The following is a 15,572-nucleotide window of genomic DNA, read 5'->3' as shown; positions in this document are numbered from 1 at the left end:
CGCCGCAGGACAGGTGGCTCCGCCACATGACCTGCGACACCGCACGCCGATCGCACGCACCGACCACCGCTGCGCCCGCGCTTCGCGCGGACGACGGGGAACTCAGAACAGGCCCTAGTTCTCGGCTTTGTTCGAGCGGGGAGGGCCCCCTTCGGCGTTGTCGTCGGTCACCGACGCTCCGCGTCGACTCCGTCCTCCGCCTTGCCATCGAAGCCGCACGACGCCGCTCGCTGATCCACTCCCTATCGCGGGGGAGGCCGTGAGCGAGCAGCGGACCCGGGACCGCCGCGCGTAGCGGTTCGCGACGACTCCGCCGACGAATGATCCCGGCCGCCCCGCGCCCCTTCTGCGACGATGCCAAGCGAGGGGAGGGCGGCCACGAAAGGATCGTTATGTGTGGAATCGTCGGGTACGTCGGTGGGCAGTCCGCGCTTGATGTTGTCGTCGCAGGGCTGAAGCGCCTCGAATACCGCGGGTACGACTCCGCGGGTGTCGCCGTTCTCGCGGACGGCGGGCTGGCCTCCATGAAGAAGGCCGGCAAGCTCGTCAATCTAGAGAAGGCGCTGGTCGAACAGCCTCTTCCGGCCGGGACCACCGCGATCGGGCACACCCGGTGGGCCACCCACGGCGGGCCCACCGATGCCAACGCCCACCCGCACCTCGACAACGCGGGCCGCGTCGCCGTCGTGCACAACGGAATCATCGAGAACTTCGCCGGGCTGCGCGCCGAACTCGCCGAGCGCGGGCATGATCTGGCGTCCGAGACCGACACCGAGGTCGTCGCCCATCTGCTCGCCGAGGCGTACTCGTCGACCGGTGACCCGGCAGAGGCGATGCGACAGGTCTGCCGGCAGCTCGAAGGGGCGTTCACCCTGGTCGCCGTGCATGCCGATGAGCCGGATGTGGTGGTGGGAGCCCGGCGGAACTCACCGCTCGTGGTCGGGGTGGGGGATGGCGAGGCGTTCCTGGCCTCCGATGTGGCCGCGTTCATCGCGCACACCCGGTCAGCGATCGAGCTGGGGCAGGATCAGATCGTCGAGCTGCGCCGGGAGTCCGTCACGGTCACCGACTTCGACGGGCAGCCCGCCGAGGTCCGTAAGTACCACGTGGACTGGGACGCCTCCGCCGCCGAGAAGGGCGGCTACGACTACTTCATGCTCAAGGAGATCGCCGAGCAGCCGAAGGCCGTGGCCGACACGCTCCTCGGGCGGATCGACCGCTCGGGCTCGCTCCACCTCGACGAGGTGCGCATCGCGCCGAGCGTGCTCCGGGAGGTCGACAAGGTCGTCGTCGTGGCCTGCGGGACCGCGTACCACGCCGGGATGATCGCCAAGTACGCCATCGAGCACTGGACCAGACTGCCCTGCGAGACGGAGCTCGCCAGCGAGTTCCGGTACCGCGACCCGATCCTCGACCAGCGCACCCTCGTCATCGCGATCTCCCAGTCCGGCGAGACGATGGACACGCTGATGGCGCTGCGGCACGCCCGCGAGCAGGGGGCGAAGGTCCTCGCCATCTGCAATACGAACGGGTCGACCATTCCGCGTGAGTCCGACGCGGTGCTGTACACGCACGCCGGGCCGGAGGTCGCCGTCGCCTCGACCAAGGCGTTCCTGACGCAGCTCGTCGCCTGCTACCTCGTCGCCCTGTATCTGGGCCAGACCCGCGGTACGAAGTGGGGCGACGAGATCCGGACCGTCGTCCGGCAGCTCTCCGAGGTCCCCGGGCAGGTCGAACGGGTCCTGGAGACCATGGAGCCGGTGCGCGCGCTGGCCCGTTCGCTCGCGCACAAGAACACCGTCCTCTTTCTGGGGCGCCACGTCGGCTATCCGGTCGCCCTCGAAGGCGCGCTGAAGCTCAAGGAACTCGCCTACATGCACGCCGAGGGCTTCGCCGCCGGCGAGCTCAAGCACGGGCCGATCGCGCTGATCGAGGACGATCTGCCGGTCGTCGTGGTGGTGCCGTCGCCGCGCGGGCGTTCGGTGCTCCACGAAAAGATCGTGTCGAACATCCAGGAGATCCGGGCCCGCGGCGCCCGCACCATCGTCATCGCCGAGGAGGGCGACGAGGCGGTCGTTCCGTACGCTGATCATCTGATCTGGATCCCCGCTGCGCCTACGCTGCTTCAGCCGCTGGTGGCGACCGTGCCCTTGCAGGTCTTCGCCTGCGAACTGGCCACCACCCGCGGCAACGAGGTGGACCAGCCGCGCAATCTGGCGAAGTCCGTGACCGTCGAGTGAGTCGAAGAATGGGTGAGTGAGCGCGTGATCATCGGGGTCGGGATCGATGTGGCGGAGATCGAGCGGTTCGGCCAGGCGCTGGAGCGTACGCCGCATCTGGCTCAGCGGCTCTTCCTGGAGCGGGAGTTGCTGTTGCCCAGCGGTGAGCGGCGCGGTATCGCCTCGCTGGCCGCCAGGTTCGCCGCCAAGGAAGCCATCGCGAAGGCGCTCGGCGCGCCGGGCGGGCTGCTGTGGACAGACGCCGAGGTGTACGTCGAGGACAGCGGCCGGCCGCGGCTGCGGGTCCGCGGCAGCGTCGCCGCCTGCGCCGCCGAGCGGGGCGTGCGGCACTGGCACGTCTCGCTGAGCCATGACGCGGGGGTGGCGTCGGCCGTGGTGATCGCGGAAGGTTGACCGTATGCGAACCGCGTACAGCGTGAATACCGTACGGGCCGCCGAGCGTGCCCTGATGGCACGGCTGCCGGAGGGGGCCCTGATGCAGCGGGCCGCCGCGGGACTCGCCGTGGCCTGCGGCGATCTGCTGCGGCGCAATGGCCGCGTGTACGGGTCCCGGGTCGTCCTGCTCGTCGGCAGCGGCGACAACGGCGGCGACGCGCTGTACGCGGGCGCCCGGCTGGCCCGGCGCGGCGCGGGCGTCCGCGCGCTGCTGACCTCGCCGGGCCGCGCCCACGAGGGCGGGGTCGCGGCGCTCCGCGCGGCGGGCGGGCTGGCCCAGGACGCGGCGCAGGTGGGCACGGACCAGATCGGCCGTGTCGATCTGGTGGTCGACGGCATCACCGGCATCGGCGGGCGCGGCGGGCTGCGCCCGGACGCGGCCGCGCTGGTGCGCGCCTACGGGGCGACCGGGGCGCCGATCCTCGCCGTCGACCTGCCCAGCGGTGTCGAGGCGGACACCGGGGAGGTGCTCGGCGACGCCGTGCGGGCCGATGCGACGGTCACCTTCGGTGCGTACAAGCCGGGGCTGCTCATCGACCCGGCCGCCGACCTGGCGGGTGCGCTGCACCTCGTCGACATCGGGCTCGGCGACGAGCTGCCCGCCGTACCCGATCTGGAGGCGCTGCAGTACGCCGATGTCGCCGCGCTGCTGCCGCTCCCCGGCAGCGAGAGCGACAAGTACCGGCGTGGTGTCGTCGGCATCGTTGCCGGGTCGGCGCGGTATCCGGGCGCGGCGGTGCTCGCCGTCGGCGGGGCGCTGCGGGGCGGTGCGGGCGCGGTGCGGTACGTCGGTCCGGGCGCCGGTGCCGTGATCGCCCGGCATCCGGAGACCCTGGTCCACACGGGCCCTCCGTCGAAGGCGGGGCGGGTGCAGGCGTGGGTCGTCGGACCCGGGCTCGGGGACGGTACGGACGCCGTCTCGGCAGTCGCCGATGTACTGGACGCCGAGGTTCCGGTGCTTGTCGACGCGGACGGGCTGCGGCTGCTCGACGCCGCCGTCGTGCTGTCGCGCACCGCGCCGACGGTGCTCACCCCGCACGCCGGTGAGGCCGCCGCGCTGCTCGGCGTACCGCGCGAGGAGGTCGAGGCGGAGCGGCTCACCGCCGTCCGGGAACTCGCCGCCCGCTACCGGTCCACCGTGCTGCTCAAGGGGTCGACGACCCTGGTTGCCGACGGCACCGGACACGCTCCCGTACGGGTCAACCCGACCGGCACATCCTGGCTGGCCACGGCGGGCAGCGGTGACGTCCTCTCCGGGCTGACCGGTTCCCTGCTGGCCGCGGGTCTCGACCCGCGCGACGCCGCCTCCGCCGGCGCCTACCTGCACGGCCTCGCCGCCCGCCACGCCTCGGACGGCGGCCCGGTCTCCGCCCAGGACGTCGCGGACGCGGTCCCCGCGGCGTGGCGTGATGTGCGGGCCTGAGAGATCCTGGGCACCAGACACGGAACCGCGGAGGAGAGCCGGTGAGGAGTGGTCGACCGTGGGCAGCGACTCCGTACGCGTACGCCGGGTGTACGACCCGCAGGAGGACGGTGACGGGACCCGCGTCCTCGTCGACCGGCTCTGGCCCCGCGGCGTCGCCAAGGACCGGGCACGGATCGACCGGTGGCTGAAGGACCTCACCCCGTCGAACGAACTCCGCTCCTGGTACCACGAGGACCGCAGCGGCACCCGGTACGACGACTTCGTGGACCGCTACCGCACCGAACTCGCCGACCCCTCCCACACGGCGGCGGTGCGGGAGCTGGTCGAGCTGGTCCGCGCGGGCGGGCCGGTGACCCTCGTCACAGCGGTGAAGGACGTCCCGCACAGTCATGTCCCGGTCCTCGTCGACCACGTGGAACATGAGCTGCGCCATCGGTGACATCGGCGGCCTCGCGACGGCTGCCGCCACCGACGACGCACCCCGGGCCGCACGTCCGGACCGGACCGGACCACGCGAGCCCGGCAAGATCCGAAAGAAAGGCCCTGACCGCACCCCGCACCTGAGGGTCCTGGCGTACGCCTCTGAGAGACTGGGCGCGATGAACGAGACAGCGTCCTTGAGAGCCCGAGCCGAGATCGACCTCGCCGCACTGCGCGCCAACGTGCGTGTTCTGCGCGCCCGGGCGGCCGGCGCGCAACTCATGGCCGTCGTCAAATCCGATGCGTACGGGCACGGGGCGGTGCCCTGCGCCAGGGCCGCGCTCGAAGCCGGGGCGACCTGGCTCGGCACCGCGACCCCGCACGAGGCGCTCGCCCTGCGCGCCGCCGGGCTCGGCGGCCGGGTGATGTGCTGGCTGTGGACGCCGGGCGGCCCCTGGCGCGAGGCGATCGAGGCCGACATCGATGTGTCGGTCAGCGGCATGTGGGCGCTGCGCGAGGTCGTCGCCGCGGCCCGGGAGGCCGGACGGCCGGCCCGCATCCAGCTCAAGGCCGACACCGGACTGGGACGCAACGGCTGCCAGCCCGCCGACTGGCCCGAACTGGTCTGTGCCGCCCGCACCGCCGAGGGCGAGGGCACGGTGAAGGTCACCGGACTGTGGTCGCACTTCGCCTGTGCCGACGAGCCCGGCCATCCGTCGATCGCCGCCCAGCTGGCGGTCTATCGCGACATGGTCGCGCACGCGGAGAAGGCGGGCGTCGAACCCGAGGTGCGGCACATGGCCAACTCCCCGGCGACGCTGACGATCCCCGAGTCGCACTTCGACCTCGTGCGGACCGGCATCGCCATGTACGGGATCTCGCCCAGCCCGGAGCTGGGCACCCCGGCCGACTTCGGGCTGCGCCCCGTGATGACGCTCGCCGCGTCGGTCGCCCTGGTCAAGCAGGTGCCGGCCGGGCACGGCATCAGCTACGGGCACCACTACACGACCTCTGCCGAGACGACACTCGGCCTGATCCCGCTCGGCTACGCGGATGGCATTCCGCGCCACGCCTCCGGGCGCGGCCCGGTCCTGGTCGGCGGCGTCCGGCGGCGGGTCGCCGGCCGGGTGGCCATGGACCAGTTCGTCGTCGATCTCGACGGGGACACCGTCGAGGTGGGCAGCGACGCGGTGCTCTTCGGCCCGGGGGACCGGGGCGAGCCGAGCGCCGAGGACTGGGCGGAGGCGGCCGGCACGATCGCGTACGAGATCGTCACCCGCATCAGCGGCCGTGTGCCGCGCGTCTATCTGAACGAGATCCCGACCGGTTCTCTCTGATCCGCTCTGTCCTGCACGTCCTGACCTGACCTGACGGACAACGACCGACGAGGAGCACGGCACGGTGAGCGAGATCAGCGCGGGGGACGCGGTGGCGACGGCCGCTTCGGCGGTCGGCTGGCGCCGGGCGGGCATCGCGGGAGCCGCCATAGGCGTGATCGCCGCCGGTGCGGCGGCCGGTGTCGCGGTCGAGCGGATGACCGTCGGCCGGGGCATGCGCAGGCGGGCCAGGCTGGCGCTGGACGCCTCGGGGCCGTACGGCTCGCTGCGCGGCATGCCCGGCCGGGCCGCCGCCGACGACGGCACCGAGCTGTACTACGAGACCGACGAGGTCGAACCCGACGGCGGTACGGGCGCGGGCGCCGGCCCGGGTGCGGGCTTCGGGCCCGCCGGTACCGGACCGCGCAGACGTCGGCTCTTCGGCCGCAAGGTCCCCGGGCCCGTCACCGTCGTCTTCAGCCACGGCTACTGCCTCAGCCAGGACTCCTGGCACTTCCAGCGGGCGGCGCTGCGCGGCCTGGTGCGCACCGTGCACTGGGACCAGCGCAGCCACGGCCGGTCCGAGCGCGGCCGGGCCCAGGCGCAGGGCGTGACGGTCGGGATCGACCAGCTCGGCCGCGATCTGAAGGCGGTCATCGACGCGGCAGCCCCCGAGGGGCGGCTGGTACTGGTCGGGCACTCGATGGGCGGCATGACGATCATGGCGCTCGCCGAGCAGTACCCGCAGCTGATCCGGGACCGGGTCGCCGCCGTCGCCTTCGTGGGTACGTCGAGCGGGAAGCTCGCCGAGGTCAGTTTCGGGCTGCCGGTCGCGGGTGTGAACGCCGTGCGGCGGGTGCTGCCCGGGGTGCTGAAGGCACTCGGCTCGCAGGCGGAGCTGGTGGAGCGGGGGCGGCGGGCGACCGCCGATCTCTTCGCCGGACTCATCAAGCGGTACTCGTTCGGCTCGCGGGACGTGGACCCGGCGGTCGAGCGGTTCGCCGAGCGGCTCATCGAGTCCACACCGATCGACGTGGTCGCGGAGTTCTACCCGGCCTTCACCGAGCACGACAAGAGCACGGCGCTGCCCGCGTTCCGGGACGTGCCGGTGCTGATCCTGGCGGGCGACAAGGACCTGGTGACACCCAGTTCGCACAGCGAGGCGATCGCCGACCACTTGCCGGACGCGGAGCTTGTCATCGTGCCGGACGGCGGGCATCTGGTGATGCTGGAGCACCCGGAGACGGTGACCGACCGGCTGGCGGACCTGCTGGTACGGATCGGAGCCGTACCAGCAGCGGCTAACGTTGGCGGGCATGGAAGCACCGCACAACAGCCCGGCAGCTGAAACCGCGCACACCCCGGCGGCCATGACCGCAGAGGCCCAGGTCATCGCCCGTTTCGATGTCACGTCCGCCGAACAGATGCAGGCGCTGGGCCGCCGTCTCGCCGGTCTGCTGCGCCCCGGCGACCTCGTGATGCTCAGCGGCGAGCTCGGCGCCGGAAAGACGACACTGACCCGGGGGCTCGGCGAGGGCCTCGGGGTGCGCGGCGCCGTCACCTCGCCCACCTTTGTGATCGCCCGCGTCCACCCGTCCCTGAGCGGGGGGCCGGCGCTCGTCCATGTCGATGCGTACCGGCTGGGCGGCGGCCTCGACGAGATGGAGGACCTGGACCTCGATGTGTCGCTGCCGGAGTCGGTGGTGGTCGTGGAGTGGGGCGACGGCAAGGTCGAGGAGCTCTCGGACGACCGGCTGCAGGTGCTGATCCACCGCGCGGTCGGTGACACGGACGACGAACGGCGCTCGGTCACGCTGGTCGGGATCGGGGAGCGCTGGTCAGGACTGGGGGCGGCGCTGGAAGCCGGCCGCTGAGAGCACCGACACGTTTCCGACAGGCTGTCGGCAAATTGTTGCGCGGGGCGGGCCGGGCGTGGTCACATGGATGCCGAGAGCTGGTTAGGCCTGCCTAACCACGCCTTCCACCGCAGCCCAGGAGGCATCCATGCCGACGCCCGAGCGTGAAGCGCAGCCGCAGCCGCCAGAGACGTCTGCGGTGTCGATGAAGGATCTGCTGGCGGCCTGCGCTGCGGCGAACGCGGTCTCGACGCCGCCGTCGGAGGAACGGCAGGAGTGCCAGGAGCGGCCCGAGCCCGGGGAGCAGCAGGGGGCACAGGGGTGTGACGGGGAGCGCGACGCCGCCTGAGGTCTTTCGTGAGGACCGGGCCGGATCGGGGAGCGGCCGGTGTCGCCGTGGTGCGTGCAGCCGCAAGGCGGCGGAAGAAACCCATGCGAAGGGCGTCAGCCACGCCTTGAAGACACCGTGAAGGCCAGGGGGCGGCGACCGACGACATCGCCGCAGATGTGCGTGCCGAATCCGGCACGATCCGCACAAGAGGCCCCGGGCCGCACGTCCCCGGTGGCGTTACGGGACGACGACCACCTTGGCGCCGACCGTCGCGAACGCCCACATCGCGTCGCCGTCCGCGCGCTTCATCCGTACCCCGCCGGTCTTCAGCTTCGGGTCCGGGCTCGCCATGGAGCCGTCCTGCGCCGCGCTGAACCCGACGGGCACATCCCCGTCGGCCTTCGCGAACCGCACCACGTGCTCGATCAGCACGCCGTCCGAGCCCTTGATCGAGCCCGAGCGCGAGCCCACCTTGTAGACCCCGGGCCGGGGGCTCAGGGCACTCGGCATGACGGCGAAGGTCCGGGTCACCTTTCCCTGCGCGTCGACCAGCCACACGCGCCGGTCGCCCAGCGCGTACACCACCCGCGCCCCGGTCCCGGATTCGGCGGGAAGCGCGGTCGGATGCTCTTCTTTTTTCTTCGGCTTGTCGTGGCCGACGGCGGGGGCGCTGCTGGACGCCTTCGCCCTGGGGACGGCGACGGAGTCGGGGGCGTTCGCCGACGCCTGGTAGGCCAGGTAGCCGACCGCGACGACTGCTGCCGCGGTGAGCCCGGCCACGATTCCCGAGCTGCCCCTTGCCACCGTGCGTGCCCCTTTCGCCGACGGTCGTATGTCGTACAAGCGTTTACGTCGTACCCGCGTCTACCCGGTGACGGTAGCAGCAGGGGCCGGTGGGGACGGGATGCCGTACGGGGCGCCATGGAGCCGTCGGCGGAGCCGTAGGCTGTTTGCGTGCTCTTGCTCGCCGTGGATACCGCCACCCCCGCCGTCACCGTCGCCCTGCACGACGGGAAAACCGTCGTCGCCGAGTCGGGCCAGGTCGACGCCCGAAGGCACGGGGAGCTGCTGCTGCCCGCCGTCGACCGGGTCCTCGCCGAGGCCGGGGTGAAACTCGACGCCGTGACCGGTGTGGTCGTGGGCGTCGGCCCCGGCCCGTACACCGGTCTGCGGGTCGGTCTGGTGACGGCCGCGACGTTCGGCTCGGCGCTCTCCGTGCCGGTCCACGGGCTGTGCACGCTGGACGGTCTCGCGTACGCCGCCGGGCGGGGCGGACTGGAGGGCCCGTTCGCCGTGGCGACGGACGCCCGTCGCAAGGAGGTCTACTGGGCGCGGTACGAGGATCCCCGTACCCGCGTCGGCGAACCCGCCGTCGACCGGCCCGCCGACATCGCGGAGCAGCTCGCCGGGCTCCCGGTGGTCGGGGCGGGCGCGGCGCTCTACCCCGACGCGTTCCCGGATGCCCGCGGTCCCGAGCACGTCAGCGCCGGGGCGCTCGCGGCGCTGGCCGCCGAGCGGCTCGCCGCCGGAGCGGAGCTGCTGCCGCCGCAGCCGCTGTATCTGCGTCGGCCCGACGCCCAGGTTCCGAAGAACTACAAGGTGGTCACCCCGAAGTGACGAGCCCGACTGCCGTGCTGCGTGAGATGCGCTGGTGGGACATCGACCCGGTGCTGCAGCTCGAACACGAGCTGTTCCCGGAGGACGCCTGGTCGGCCGGCATGTTCTGGTCCGAGCTGGCGCACGCCCGCGGGCCGCAGGCCACCCGCCGCTATGTCGTCGCCGAGGCCCCGGACACCGGACGCATCGTCGGGTACGCGGGACTCGCCGCCGCCGGTGACCTCGCCGACGTCCAGACGATCGGCGTCACCCGCGACCACTGGGGCGGCGGGCTGGGCTCCGAACTCCTCGCCGATCTGCTGAAGCACGCCACGGCTTTCGAGTGCGCTGAGGTGCTCCTCGAAGTCCGGGTCGACAACACGCGTGCGCAGAAGCTGTACGAACGCTTCGGCTTCGAACCGATCGGCTTCCGCCGCGGCTACTACCAGCCGGGCAACATCGACGCACTCGTCATGCGTCTCCACGTACAAGAACCCGCACCAGAGCACGTACAGGAAACTGGGACTGACTGATGGCTGACGAACCGCTCGTACTCGGTATCGAGACCTCCTGCGACGAGACCGGTGTCGGCATCGTCCGCGGTACGACGCTGCTCGCGGACTCCGTCGCGTCCAGCGTCGACACCCACGCCCGCTTCGGCGGCGTCGTCCCGGAGATCGCCTCCCGCGCGCACCTGGAGTCGATGGTCCCCACCATCGAACGCGCCCTGAAGGACGCGGGCATCAGTGCCCGCGACCTCGACGGCATCGCCGTCACCGCCGGTCCCGGGCTGGCGGGCGCGCTGCTCGTCGGCGTCTCGGCGGCGAAGGCGTACGCGTACGCCCTCAACAAGCCGCTGTACGGGGTGAACCACCTCGCCTCGCACATCTGCGTCGACCAGCTGGAGCACGGCCCGCTGCCCGAGCCGACGATGGCGCTGCTGGTCAGCGGCGGCCACTCCTCGCTGCTGCTCGCGCCGGACATCACCAACGACGTACGGCCGCTGGGCGCGACCATCGACGACGCGGCGGGCGAGGCGTTCGACAAGATCGCCCGGGTGCTGAACCTCGGCTTCCCCGGCGGCCCGGTCATCGACCGGCTGGCGAAGGAGGGCGATCCGAAGGCGATCGCGTTCCCGCGCGGACTTAGCGGCTCGCGCGACCCCGCGTACGACTTCTCCTTCTCCGGTCTGAAGACGTCCGTCGCCCGCTGGATCGAGGCGAAGCGGGCCGCGGGCGAGGAGGTGCCGGTACGGGACGTGGCGGCGTCCTTCCAGGAGGCCGTCGTCGACGTGCTCACCCGGAAGGCCGTCCGGGCCTGCAAAGACGAGGGTGTCGACCACCTGATGATCGGCGGCGGCGTCGCGGCCAACTCGCGGCTGCGGGCGCTCGCCGAGGAGCGCTGCGAGCGGGCCGGCATCCGGCTGCGGGTGCCGCGGCCCGGACTGTGCACGGACAACGGGGCGATGGTCGCGGCGCTGGGCGCCGAGATGGTGGCGCGTAACCGTCCCGCGTCCGACCTGGAACTGTCGGCGGACTCGTCGCTGCCGGTGACGGACACGCATGTGCCGGGCAGCGCGCACGACCACGACCATGTGCACGAGATCAGCAAGGACAACCTCTACTCATGACCGTCGCCCTCATGTGGGAGGCCCGGGCCGTGGACGGCCGGGGCGCCGAACTGCTGGAGTGGGCCCGGGCGCGCACCGGTGAGCTGGCGGACGAGCCGCTGCGGTACGAGCTGCTCCGCGCCCCGCAGGACCGGGTGCTCGTCATCACCTGGTGGGAGGCGGCATACGGCGCCGAGCTGCCCGAGCTGCCCGAACCCGCAGCCGAGTTGATCACCCGGGCGGTGCACCGATGGCGGTTCGAGGTGGCCGGCGGCTCCACCGGCGGAACATGAGAAAACTCGAGCGAGCGGGCTGACGACGGTCACCGTGCCCCTCGTCACCGCCCCGTCCGACCCCAACCGGGCGGTGGCGCAGGAACCGGCCGCGAGCAAGCTGTGGGCGTCCCTGGGTAGTCCGGAAAAGTCCCCCGGAAATTTCTTCAACTTCTTCGGGGGAGTGTGTCGATTGCGGCACCTCACGTTCGACGCAAGGGTGAGAGGCAGGGAAAGCCCCCGCCGTCCCGCACCGAGGAGTCACCATGCCGCGCTTCCTGTCACTGGTCCGCATCGATGAGCAGAACCTCCCCTCCGGGGCCCCCGACCCCGACTTCGAGGCGCGCATGGGTGCGCTGTTCGAGGAGATCACCAAGGCCGGGGTCATGCTGGAGACCGCCGGGCTCACCCCCACCTCGCAGGGGACCCGGGTCACCTGGAAGGACGGCAAGCTGAGCTACACCGACGGGCCCTTCACCGAGACCAAGGAAGTCGTCGGCGGCTACGCCATCACCCAGTGCAAGGACATGGCCGAGGCGCTGGAGTGGACCAAGCGGTTCCTGGAGATCCACCCGAAGAACTGGACCGTCACCTCCGAGGTCCGCGAGATCGCCGAGAGCTAGGGCGTGTTTCGAAAGTCCCGCCTGCCTGGCGACGCTACTTTCGAAACACGCCCTAGTGCCGTGACCGGCAGTGTGTGCCCCATGAGGAGCGTCGTCCGCTGCGTGTGATCGCAAGGCGGCCGGAAGCCCTTGGACGGGGTCTCCCCGGCTCGAACGAAGCTGAGCGCTCGGCGAAGGAGCTACCAGGGCTTTTGGCCAATGCGGCGAGCGGGCGTGCCGGACGGTGCGACGGGGCAGAACCCGCCGGGACAGCCCTTAGGGCGTCTCACGCTTGCTGCGCCCCGGTACGGCTGCTCTGATGGGTGGCCGTGACGGAAGCAAGCGCGACGCGGGCGGTCGAGGCGGTATTCAGGATCGAGTCCGCGAGGATCATCGCCGGTGTCGCCCGCATCGTGCGGGACGTCGGCATCGCCGAGGAGCTCGCGCAGGACGCTCTGGTCGCCGCGCTGGAGCAGTGGCCGGAGTCGGGTGTCCCGGACAGACCGGGCGCCTGGCTCATGGCCACCGCCAAGCACCGCGCGATCGATCTCGTACGCCGCAAGGAGACGTACGCGCGGAAGCTGGCTGAGGTCGGGCGGAGCCTGCAGGACGTGCCGCCGCCCGAGCCGGGGGATTTCCACCGCATCGAGGACCCCCACCGCATCGACGACGACCTGCTGCGGCTGATCTTCACCGCCTGCCACCCCGTGCTGTCGACCGAGGCCCGGATCGCGCTCACCCTGCGGCTGCTCGGCGGACTCACCACCGATGAGATCGCCCGGGCCTTCCTGGCGTCCGAACCGACCGTCGCCCAGCGCATCGTCCGTGCGAAACGCACCCTGGGCCGGGCGGGCGTCCCTTTCGAAGTGCCGTACGGCCCCGAGCGTGCGGCCCGGCTCGACTCCGTCCTCGAAGTCATCTATCTGATCTTCAATGAGGGTTACTCGGCCACCGCGGGCGACGACTGGCTGCGCCCGGCGCTCTGCGAGGACGCGCTGCGGCTGGCCCGGGTGCTGGCCGGACTGATGGACAAGGAACCCGAAGTGCACGGCCTGGTGGCCCTGTTGGAACTCCAGGCATCCCGCATCGCGGCCAGGACCGGACCGGGCGGTGCGCCCGTGCTGCTCGCCGACCAGAACCGGTTCCGCTGGGACCGGCTGCTGATCCGGCGCGGGTACGCGGCCCTGGAGCGGGCGCACGCGGTGGGCGACGCCCCGGGTCCGTACGCCCTGCAGGCCGCGATCGCCGCGTGCCACGCCCACGCGGTGACGTACGAGGAGACGGACTGGGCGGTCATCGCCACGCTCTACGGGCTGCTGCTGAAGGCGGCTCCGTCGCCGGTCGTCGAGCTGAACCGGGCGGTCGCCGTCTCGATGGCACAGGGGCCGGAGGCGGGGCTCGCGCTGGTCGACGCCCTGGCCGGGGACCCGGCGCTGAGGGCGTACCACCTGTTGCCGAGCGTGCGCGGCGATCTGCTGGCGCGGCTGGGGCGCACGGACGAGGCGCGGGCGGAGTTCCTGCGGGCGGCGGACCTGACCCGTAACGTGCGCGAGCGGGCGCTGCTGCTGGCCCGGGCGGAGGAGGAATCCGGCGCGGCGCGATGAGATTCCACGCCCCCCAAGCCCGACATCGAGGCGCAGCGCAACGCCTGACGGCGTCCGTGCAGCCCGGCCGGCGGCTCCCGGCCGATGCACACCCGGCCCGGTGGGCCGGGTGTGCGACACGTGCCTCAAGGCCGCCCCGGTGACCGGTAACTGGCGGGCCATGGGCGGGAATCGGTCAACCGGCCGACCGGGCTGTACGCCACTGAGGTGGCCTGGGTCGCGCGGGCGCATCGGCCGGTCCGGCAGCCTCGTTGAGCGCGTGACCGGGGCGCATCGGGCGCCCGTCGCGAGAGGAGCCATCATGTCCGACCAGTACGACTACAGCCCCGAGTCGGGGGCGGGCGACGACGGCGCCGACGACTCCGAGTACGACAGCGTGGACGCCGGGTTCGACGGCTACAGCGAGTACCCGGACGGCTGGTCGGACAGCTGAGAGACCGACCGGAACGGGCGGAAACCTTCAGTCCTCGCCGATGGTCATGGCGCCGAGGCTCAGCTCACTCACCCGCAGGCCGGTCCGGCCGAACAGCGTGTACTGCACAGTGTTCTCCCTCGGTACGTGCATGCTTCCGGTCAGCCGGTCGCATTCGGACGTGACGAGCTGGAGCGCGCTCCAACGCAAGCCACGCCGAACCGTGCCCGCACCCGGTCGGTAGGGTCGGGCCCATGTCCCGCCGCACACTGCTGCCGCCGCCGCCTCCGCCCGTCGAGATCCGTTCCTGGCCCGACAGGGAAGCCCTGCTCGCCGACCGGGCGGTCGTCCTCGGCGAGCTGGTCACCCTGCATGTGGGGCGCGGCCGGCTGGTGCTGCTGTGGCTGTGGGGCGTCCTGTGCGCGCTCGGCTGGTCGCTGGTGGGGACCGCGATCCTCACGTTCGAGGAGTCGTACGACATCTTCAGTGCCGTCCTCGGCGTCGTCCTCGCCGTCCTGGGCGCCTGCTGTGTCGTGCCGTCGGTGGTCTTCGTCGTCGTCGGTCTGCGCCGCGACCGGCAGATCCGCCGACTGCTCTACGCCTGGGGCGAGTTGGACCGCGATCCGAGCGGCGACATGCGGCTGCGGGCCCCCGGTGCGAGCCTTGCCTGGATGCTGCCGTCGTTCGCGCTGTGCGCGGTCGGGCTGTACGCCTGCGTGGCCGTCCCGGCGAATGCGGAGGCGCCCGAGGACACCTACGGTGCGGTCGCCCTCGTCATGGGACTCGGGATGATCGGCTGGCTGCTTGGTCTGATCGGCGTCACCAAGGCGTTCGCGCACCGCCGTTGGGTGCTGAGGGTGCTCGTCGGGGCGCCCGGGCCCGAGCCGCTGTTCTCCGTCGGCGGCGGTGCTCACCGCTGAAACCGCCTCTATCCTGACCGCGTAACAGGATCCGCTCAGGGGGAGGGTGTCACATGGAGTGGTACTGGTGGGTGCTCATCGTCTTCTGGACCGGCGGATTCGGATGGGCGGTCGACAACGTCCGTACGGCGCTGCGCAACCGGCACACCCGCAAGCTGGAACTGCTGGAGGCGGGCAAACAGGAACGCCTGGCCGTCGAGGCGGCGAACCGGCCACCGGAGCCGGTCTGCGGCTGCACACACCACCTTGCGAAGCATGACAAGCAGGGCAGGTGCCATGAGCGGGTCGAGGTGCCGACGGCCTGGGACGAGAGCAAGAAGCCGGTCCGCTTCGAAGCCGGGCAGTGCAACTGCCAGCAGTACGTGGGCCCGCAGCCGCTCTCCCAGGTGTACGCGGACGACCTGACCGACCTGGCCTGACGGCCTCCCCCGCGGTAGTGAGTGGGCTCCCGACGCCCTGCGACTCCGCTGGCGGCGTTGTCGTCGGTCACCGACGCTCCGCGTCGACTCCCTCCTCCGCCTTGCCATCGAAGC

General features: G+C 71.9%; 19 protein-coding genes. 17 read left to right on the top strand and 2 right to left on the bottom strand.

All coding sequences use genetic code 11. From position 1 onward, the window contains the following. Positions 1 to 392: 392 nt before the first annotated feature. The 8 genes from glmS to AB0915_RS34425 all read left to right on the top strand — a co-directional run bounded on the left by glmS (position 393) and on the right by AB0915_RS34425 (position 8,042). Positions 393 to 2,240, top strand: coding sequence for a glutamine--fructose-6-phosphate transaminase (isomerizing) (glmS, locus tag AB0915_RS34460; RefSeq protein ID WP_366694815.1), 1,848 nt, complete (start codon positions 393 to 395; stop codon positions 2,238 to 2,240). 24 nt (positions 2,241 to 2,264) lie between these two features. Then, positions 2,265 to 2,633 carry a holo-ACP synthase gene (locus AB0915_RS34455; protein ID WP_366694817.1) on the top strand — a complete coding sequence of 123 codons (369 nt, stop codon included), beginning with the start codon at positions 2,265 to 2,267 and terminating at the stop codon, positions 2,631 to 2,633. Between the two features lie 4 nt (positions 2,634 to 2,637). Then, the gene (locus AB0915_RS34450; protein ID WP_366694814.1) at positions 2,638 to 4,098 is read left to right on the top strand and encodes an NAD(P)H-hydrate dehydratase; all 1,461 of its coding nucleotides are present in this window, start codon (positions 2,638 to 2,640) and stop codon (positions 4,096 to 4,098) included. Positions 4,099 to 4,156: 58 nt separating this feature from the next. Next, positions 4,157 to 4,540 carry a DUF488 family protein gene (locus AB0915_RS34445; protein WP_366694813.1) on the top strand — a complete coding sequence of 128 codons (384 nt, stop codon included), beginning with the start codon at positions 4,157 to 4,159 and terminating at the stop codon, positions 4,538 to 4,540. 160 nt (positions 4,541 to 4,700) lie between these two features. After that, positions 4,701 to 5,858, top strand: coding sequence for an alanine racemase (alr, locus tag AB0915_RS34440; protein WP_366694816.1), 1,158 nt, complete (start codon positions 4,701 to 4,703; stop codon positions 5,856 to 5,858). 64 nt (positions 5,859 to 5,922) lie between these two features. Continuing rightward, positions 5,923 to 7,185: an alpha/beta hydrolase gene (locus AB0915_RS34435; RefSeq protein ID WP_366694812.1), complete on the top strand. Its 1,263-nt coding sequence runs from the start codon at positions 5,923 to 5,925 to the stop codon at positions 7,183 to 7,185. Beyond that, complete coding sequence (tsaE, locus tag AB0915_RS34430; protein ID WP_366694811.1) at positions 7,154 to 7,711, top strand: tRNA (adenosine(37)-N6)-threonylcarbamoyltransferase complex ATPase subunit type 1 TsaE; 558 nt, start codon at positions 7,154 to 7,156, stop codon at positions 7,709 to 7,711. The genes AB0915_RS34435 and tsaE overlap by 32 nt, the downstream gene beginning before the upstream one ends. A gap of 130 nt (positions 7,712 to 7,841) precedes the next feature. Then, positions 7,842 to 8,042 (top strand): hypothetical protein, encoded by a 201-nt coding sequence (locus AB0915_RS34425; RefSeq protein WP_366694810.1) that lies wholly within the window; start codon positions 7,842 to 7,844, stop codon positions 8,040 to 8,042. A 219-nt stretch (positions 8,043 to 8,261) separates the two neighbouring features. On the opposite strand, the gene AB0915_RS34420 is transcribed toward AB0915_RS34425, so the two are convergent. Further along, positions 8,262 to 8,828 (bottom strand): hypothetical protein, encoded by a 567-nt coding sequence (locus AB0915_RS34420; protein WP_366694809.1) that lies wholly within the window; start codon positions 8,826 to 8,828, stop codon positions 8,262 to 8,264. A 150-nt stretch (positions 8,829 to 8,978) separates the two neighbouring features. Between AB0915_RS34420 and tsaB the strand changes: the two genes are divergently transcribed. The 7 genes from tsaB to AB0915_RS34385 all read left to right on the top strand — a co-directional run bounded on the left by tsaB (position 8,979) and on the right by AB0915_RS34385 (position 14,140). After that, positions 8,979 to 9,641, top strand: a complete 663-nt coding sequence (gene tsaB / locus AB0915_RS34415; RefSeq protein ID WP_366694808.1) for a tRNA (adenosine(37)-N6)-threonylcarbamoyltransferase complex dimerization subunit type 1 TsaB — start codon at positions 8,979 to 8,981, stop codon at positions 9,639 to 9,641. Beyond that, a complete protein-coding gene (gene rimI, locus AB0915_RS34410; RefSeq protein WP_366694807.1) occupies positions 9,638 to 10,153 on the top strand; it encodes a ribosomal protein S18-alanine N-acetyltransferase in 516 nt (171 codons plus the stop codon). Before tsaB ends, rimI begins: the two co-directional genes overlap by 4 nt. Beyond that, on the top strand, positions 10,153 to 11,250 hold the full coding sequence (gene tsaD / locus AB0915_RS34405; protein ID WP_366694806.1) for a tRNA (adenosine(37)-N6)-threonylcarbamoyltransferase complex transferase subunit TsaD: 1,098 nt from the start codon (positions 10,153 to 10,155) through the stop codon (positions 11,248 to 11,250). The genes rimI and tsaD overlap by 1 nt, the downstream gene beginning before the upstream one ends. After that, complete coding sequence (locus AB0915_RS34400) at positions 11,247 to 11,522, top strand: hypothetical protein (protein ID WP_366694805.1); 276 nt, start codon at positions 11,247 to 11,249, stop codon at positions 11,520 to 11,522. Before tsaD ends, AB0915_RS34400 begins: the two co-directional genes overlap by 4 nt. A gap of 245 nt (positions 11,523 to 11,767) precedes the next feature. Then, entirely contained in the window at positions 11,768 to 12,124 is a 357-nt protein-coding gene (locus AB0915_RS34395) for a YciI family protein (RefSeq protein WP_366694804.1), read from the top strand. A 302-nt stretch (positions 12,125 to 12,426) separates the two neighbouring features. Beyond that, positions 12,427 to 13,707: an RNA polymerase sigma factor gene (locus AB0915_RS34390; RefSeq protein WP_366694803.1), complete on the top strand. Its 1,281-nt coding sequence runs from the start codon at positions 12,427 to 12,429 to the stop codon at positions 13,705 to 13,707. A 301-nt stretch (positions 13,708 to 14,008) separates the two neighbouring features. Continuing rightward, entirely contained in the window at positions 14,009 to 14,140 is a 132-nt protein-coding gene (locus AB0915_RS34385) for a hypothetical protein (protein WP_366694802.1), read from the top strand. A 27-nt stretch (positions 14,141 to 14,167) separates the two neighbouring features. Here the strand turns inward: AB0915_RS34385 and AB0915_RS34380 are convergent, their stop codons facing one another. Further along, complete coding sequence (locus AB0915_RS34380) at positions 14,168 to 14,329, bottom strand: hypothetical protein (protein ID WP_366694818.1); 162 nt, start codon at positions 14,327 to 14,329, stop codon at positions 14,168 to 14,170. A gap of 44 nt (positions 14,330 to 14,373) precedes the next feature. Between AB0915_RS34380 and AB0915_RS34375 the strand changes: the two genes are divergently transcribed. Then, positions 14,374 to 15,039: a hypothetical protein gene (locus tag AB0915_RS34375; protein ID WP_366694801.1), complete on the top strand. Its 666-nt coding sequence runs from the start codon at positions 14,374 to 14,376 to the stop codon at positions 15,037 to 15,039. A gap of 53 nt (positions 15,040 to 15,092) precedes the next feature. After that, positions 15,093 to 15,458 (top strand): hypothetical protein, encoded by a 366-nt coding sequence (locus AB0915_RS34370; RefSeq protein WP_366694800.1) that lies wholly within the window; start codon positions 15,093 to 15,095, stop codon positions 15,456 to 15,458. Positions 15,459 to 15,572: the final 114 nt, after the last annotated feature.

Origin of the sequence: Streptomyces sp. NPDC048411, from assembly GCF_040704695.1 — a bacterium.
Lineage (GTDB): Bacteria > Actinomycetota > Actinomycetes > Streptomycetales > Streptomycetaceae > Streptomyces.
The sequence above is the reverse complement of the archived record's forward strand: the minus strand, read 5'-3'. Positions and strand labels throughout refer to the sequence as shown.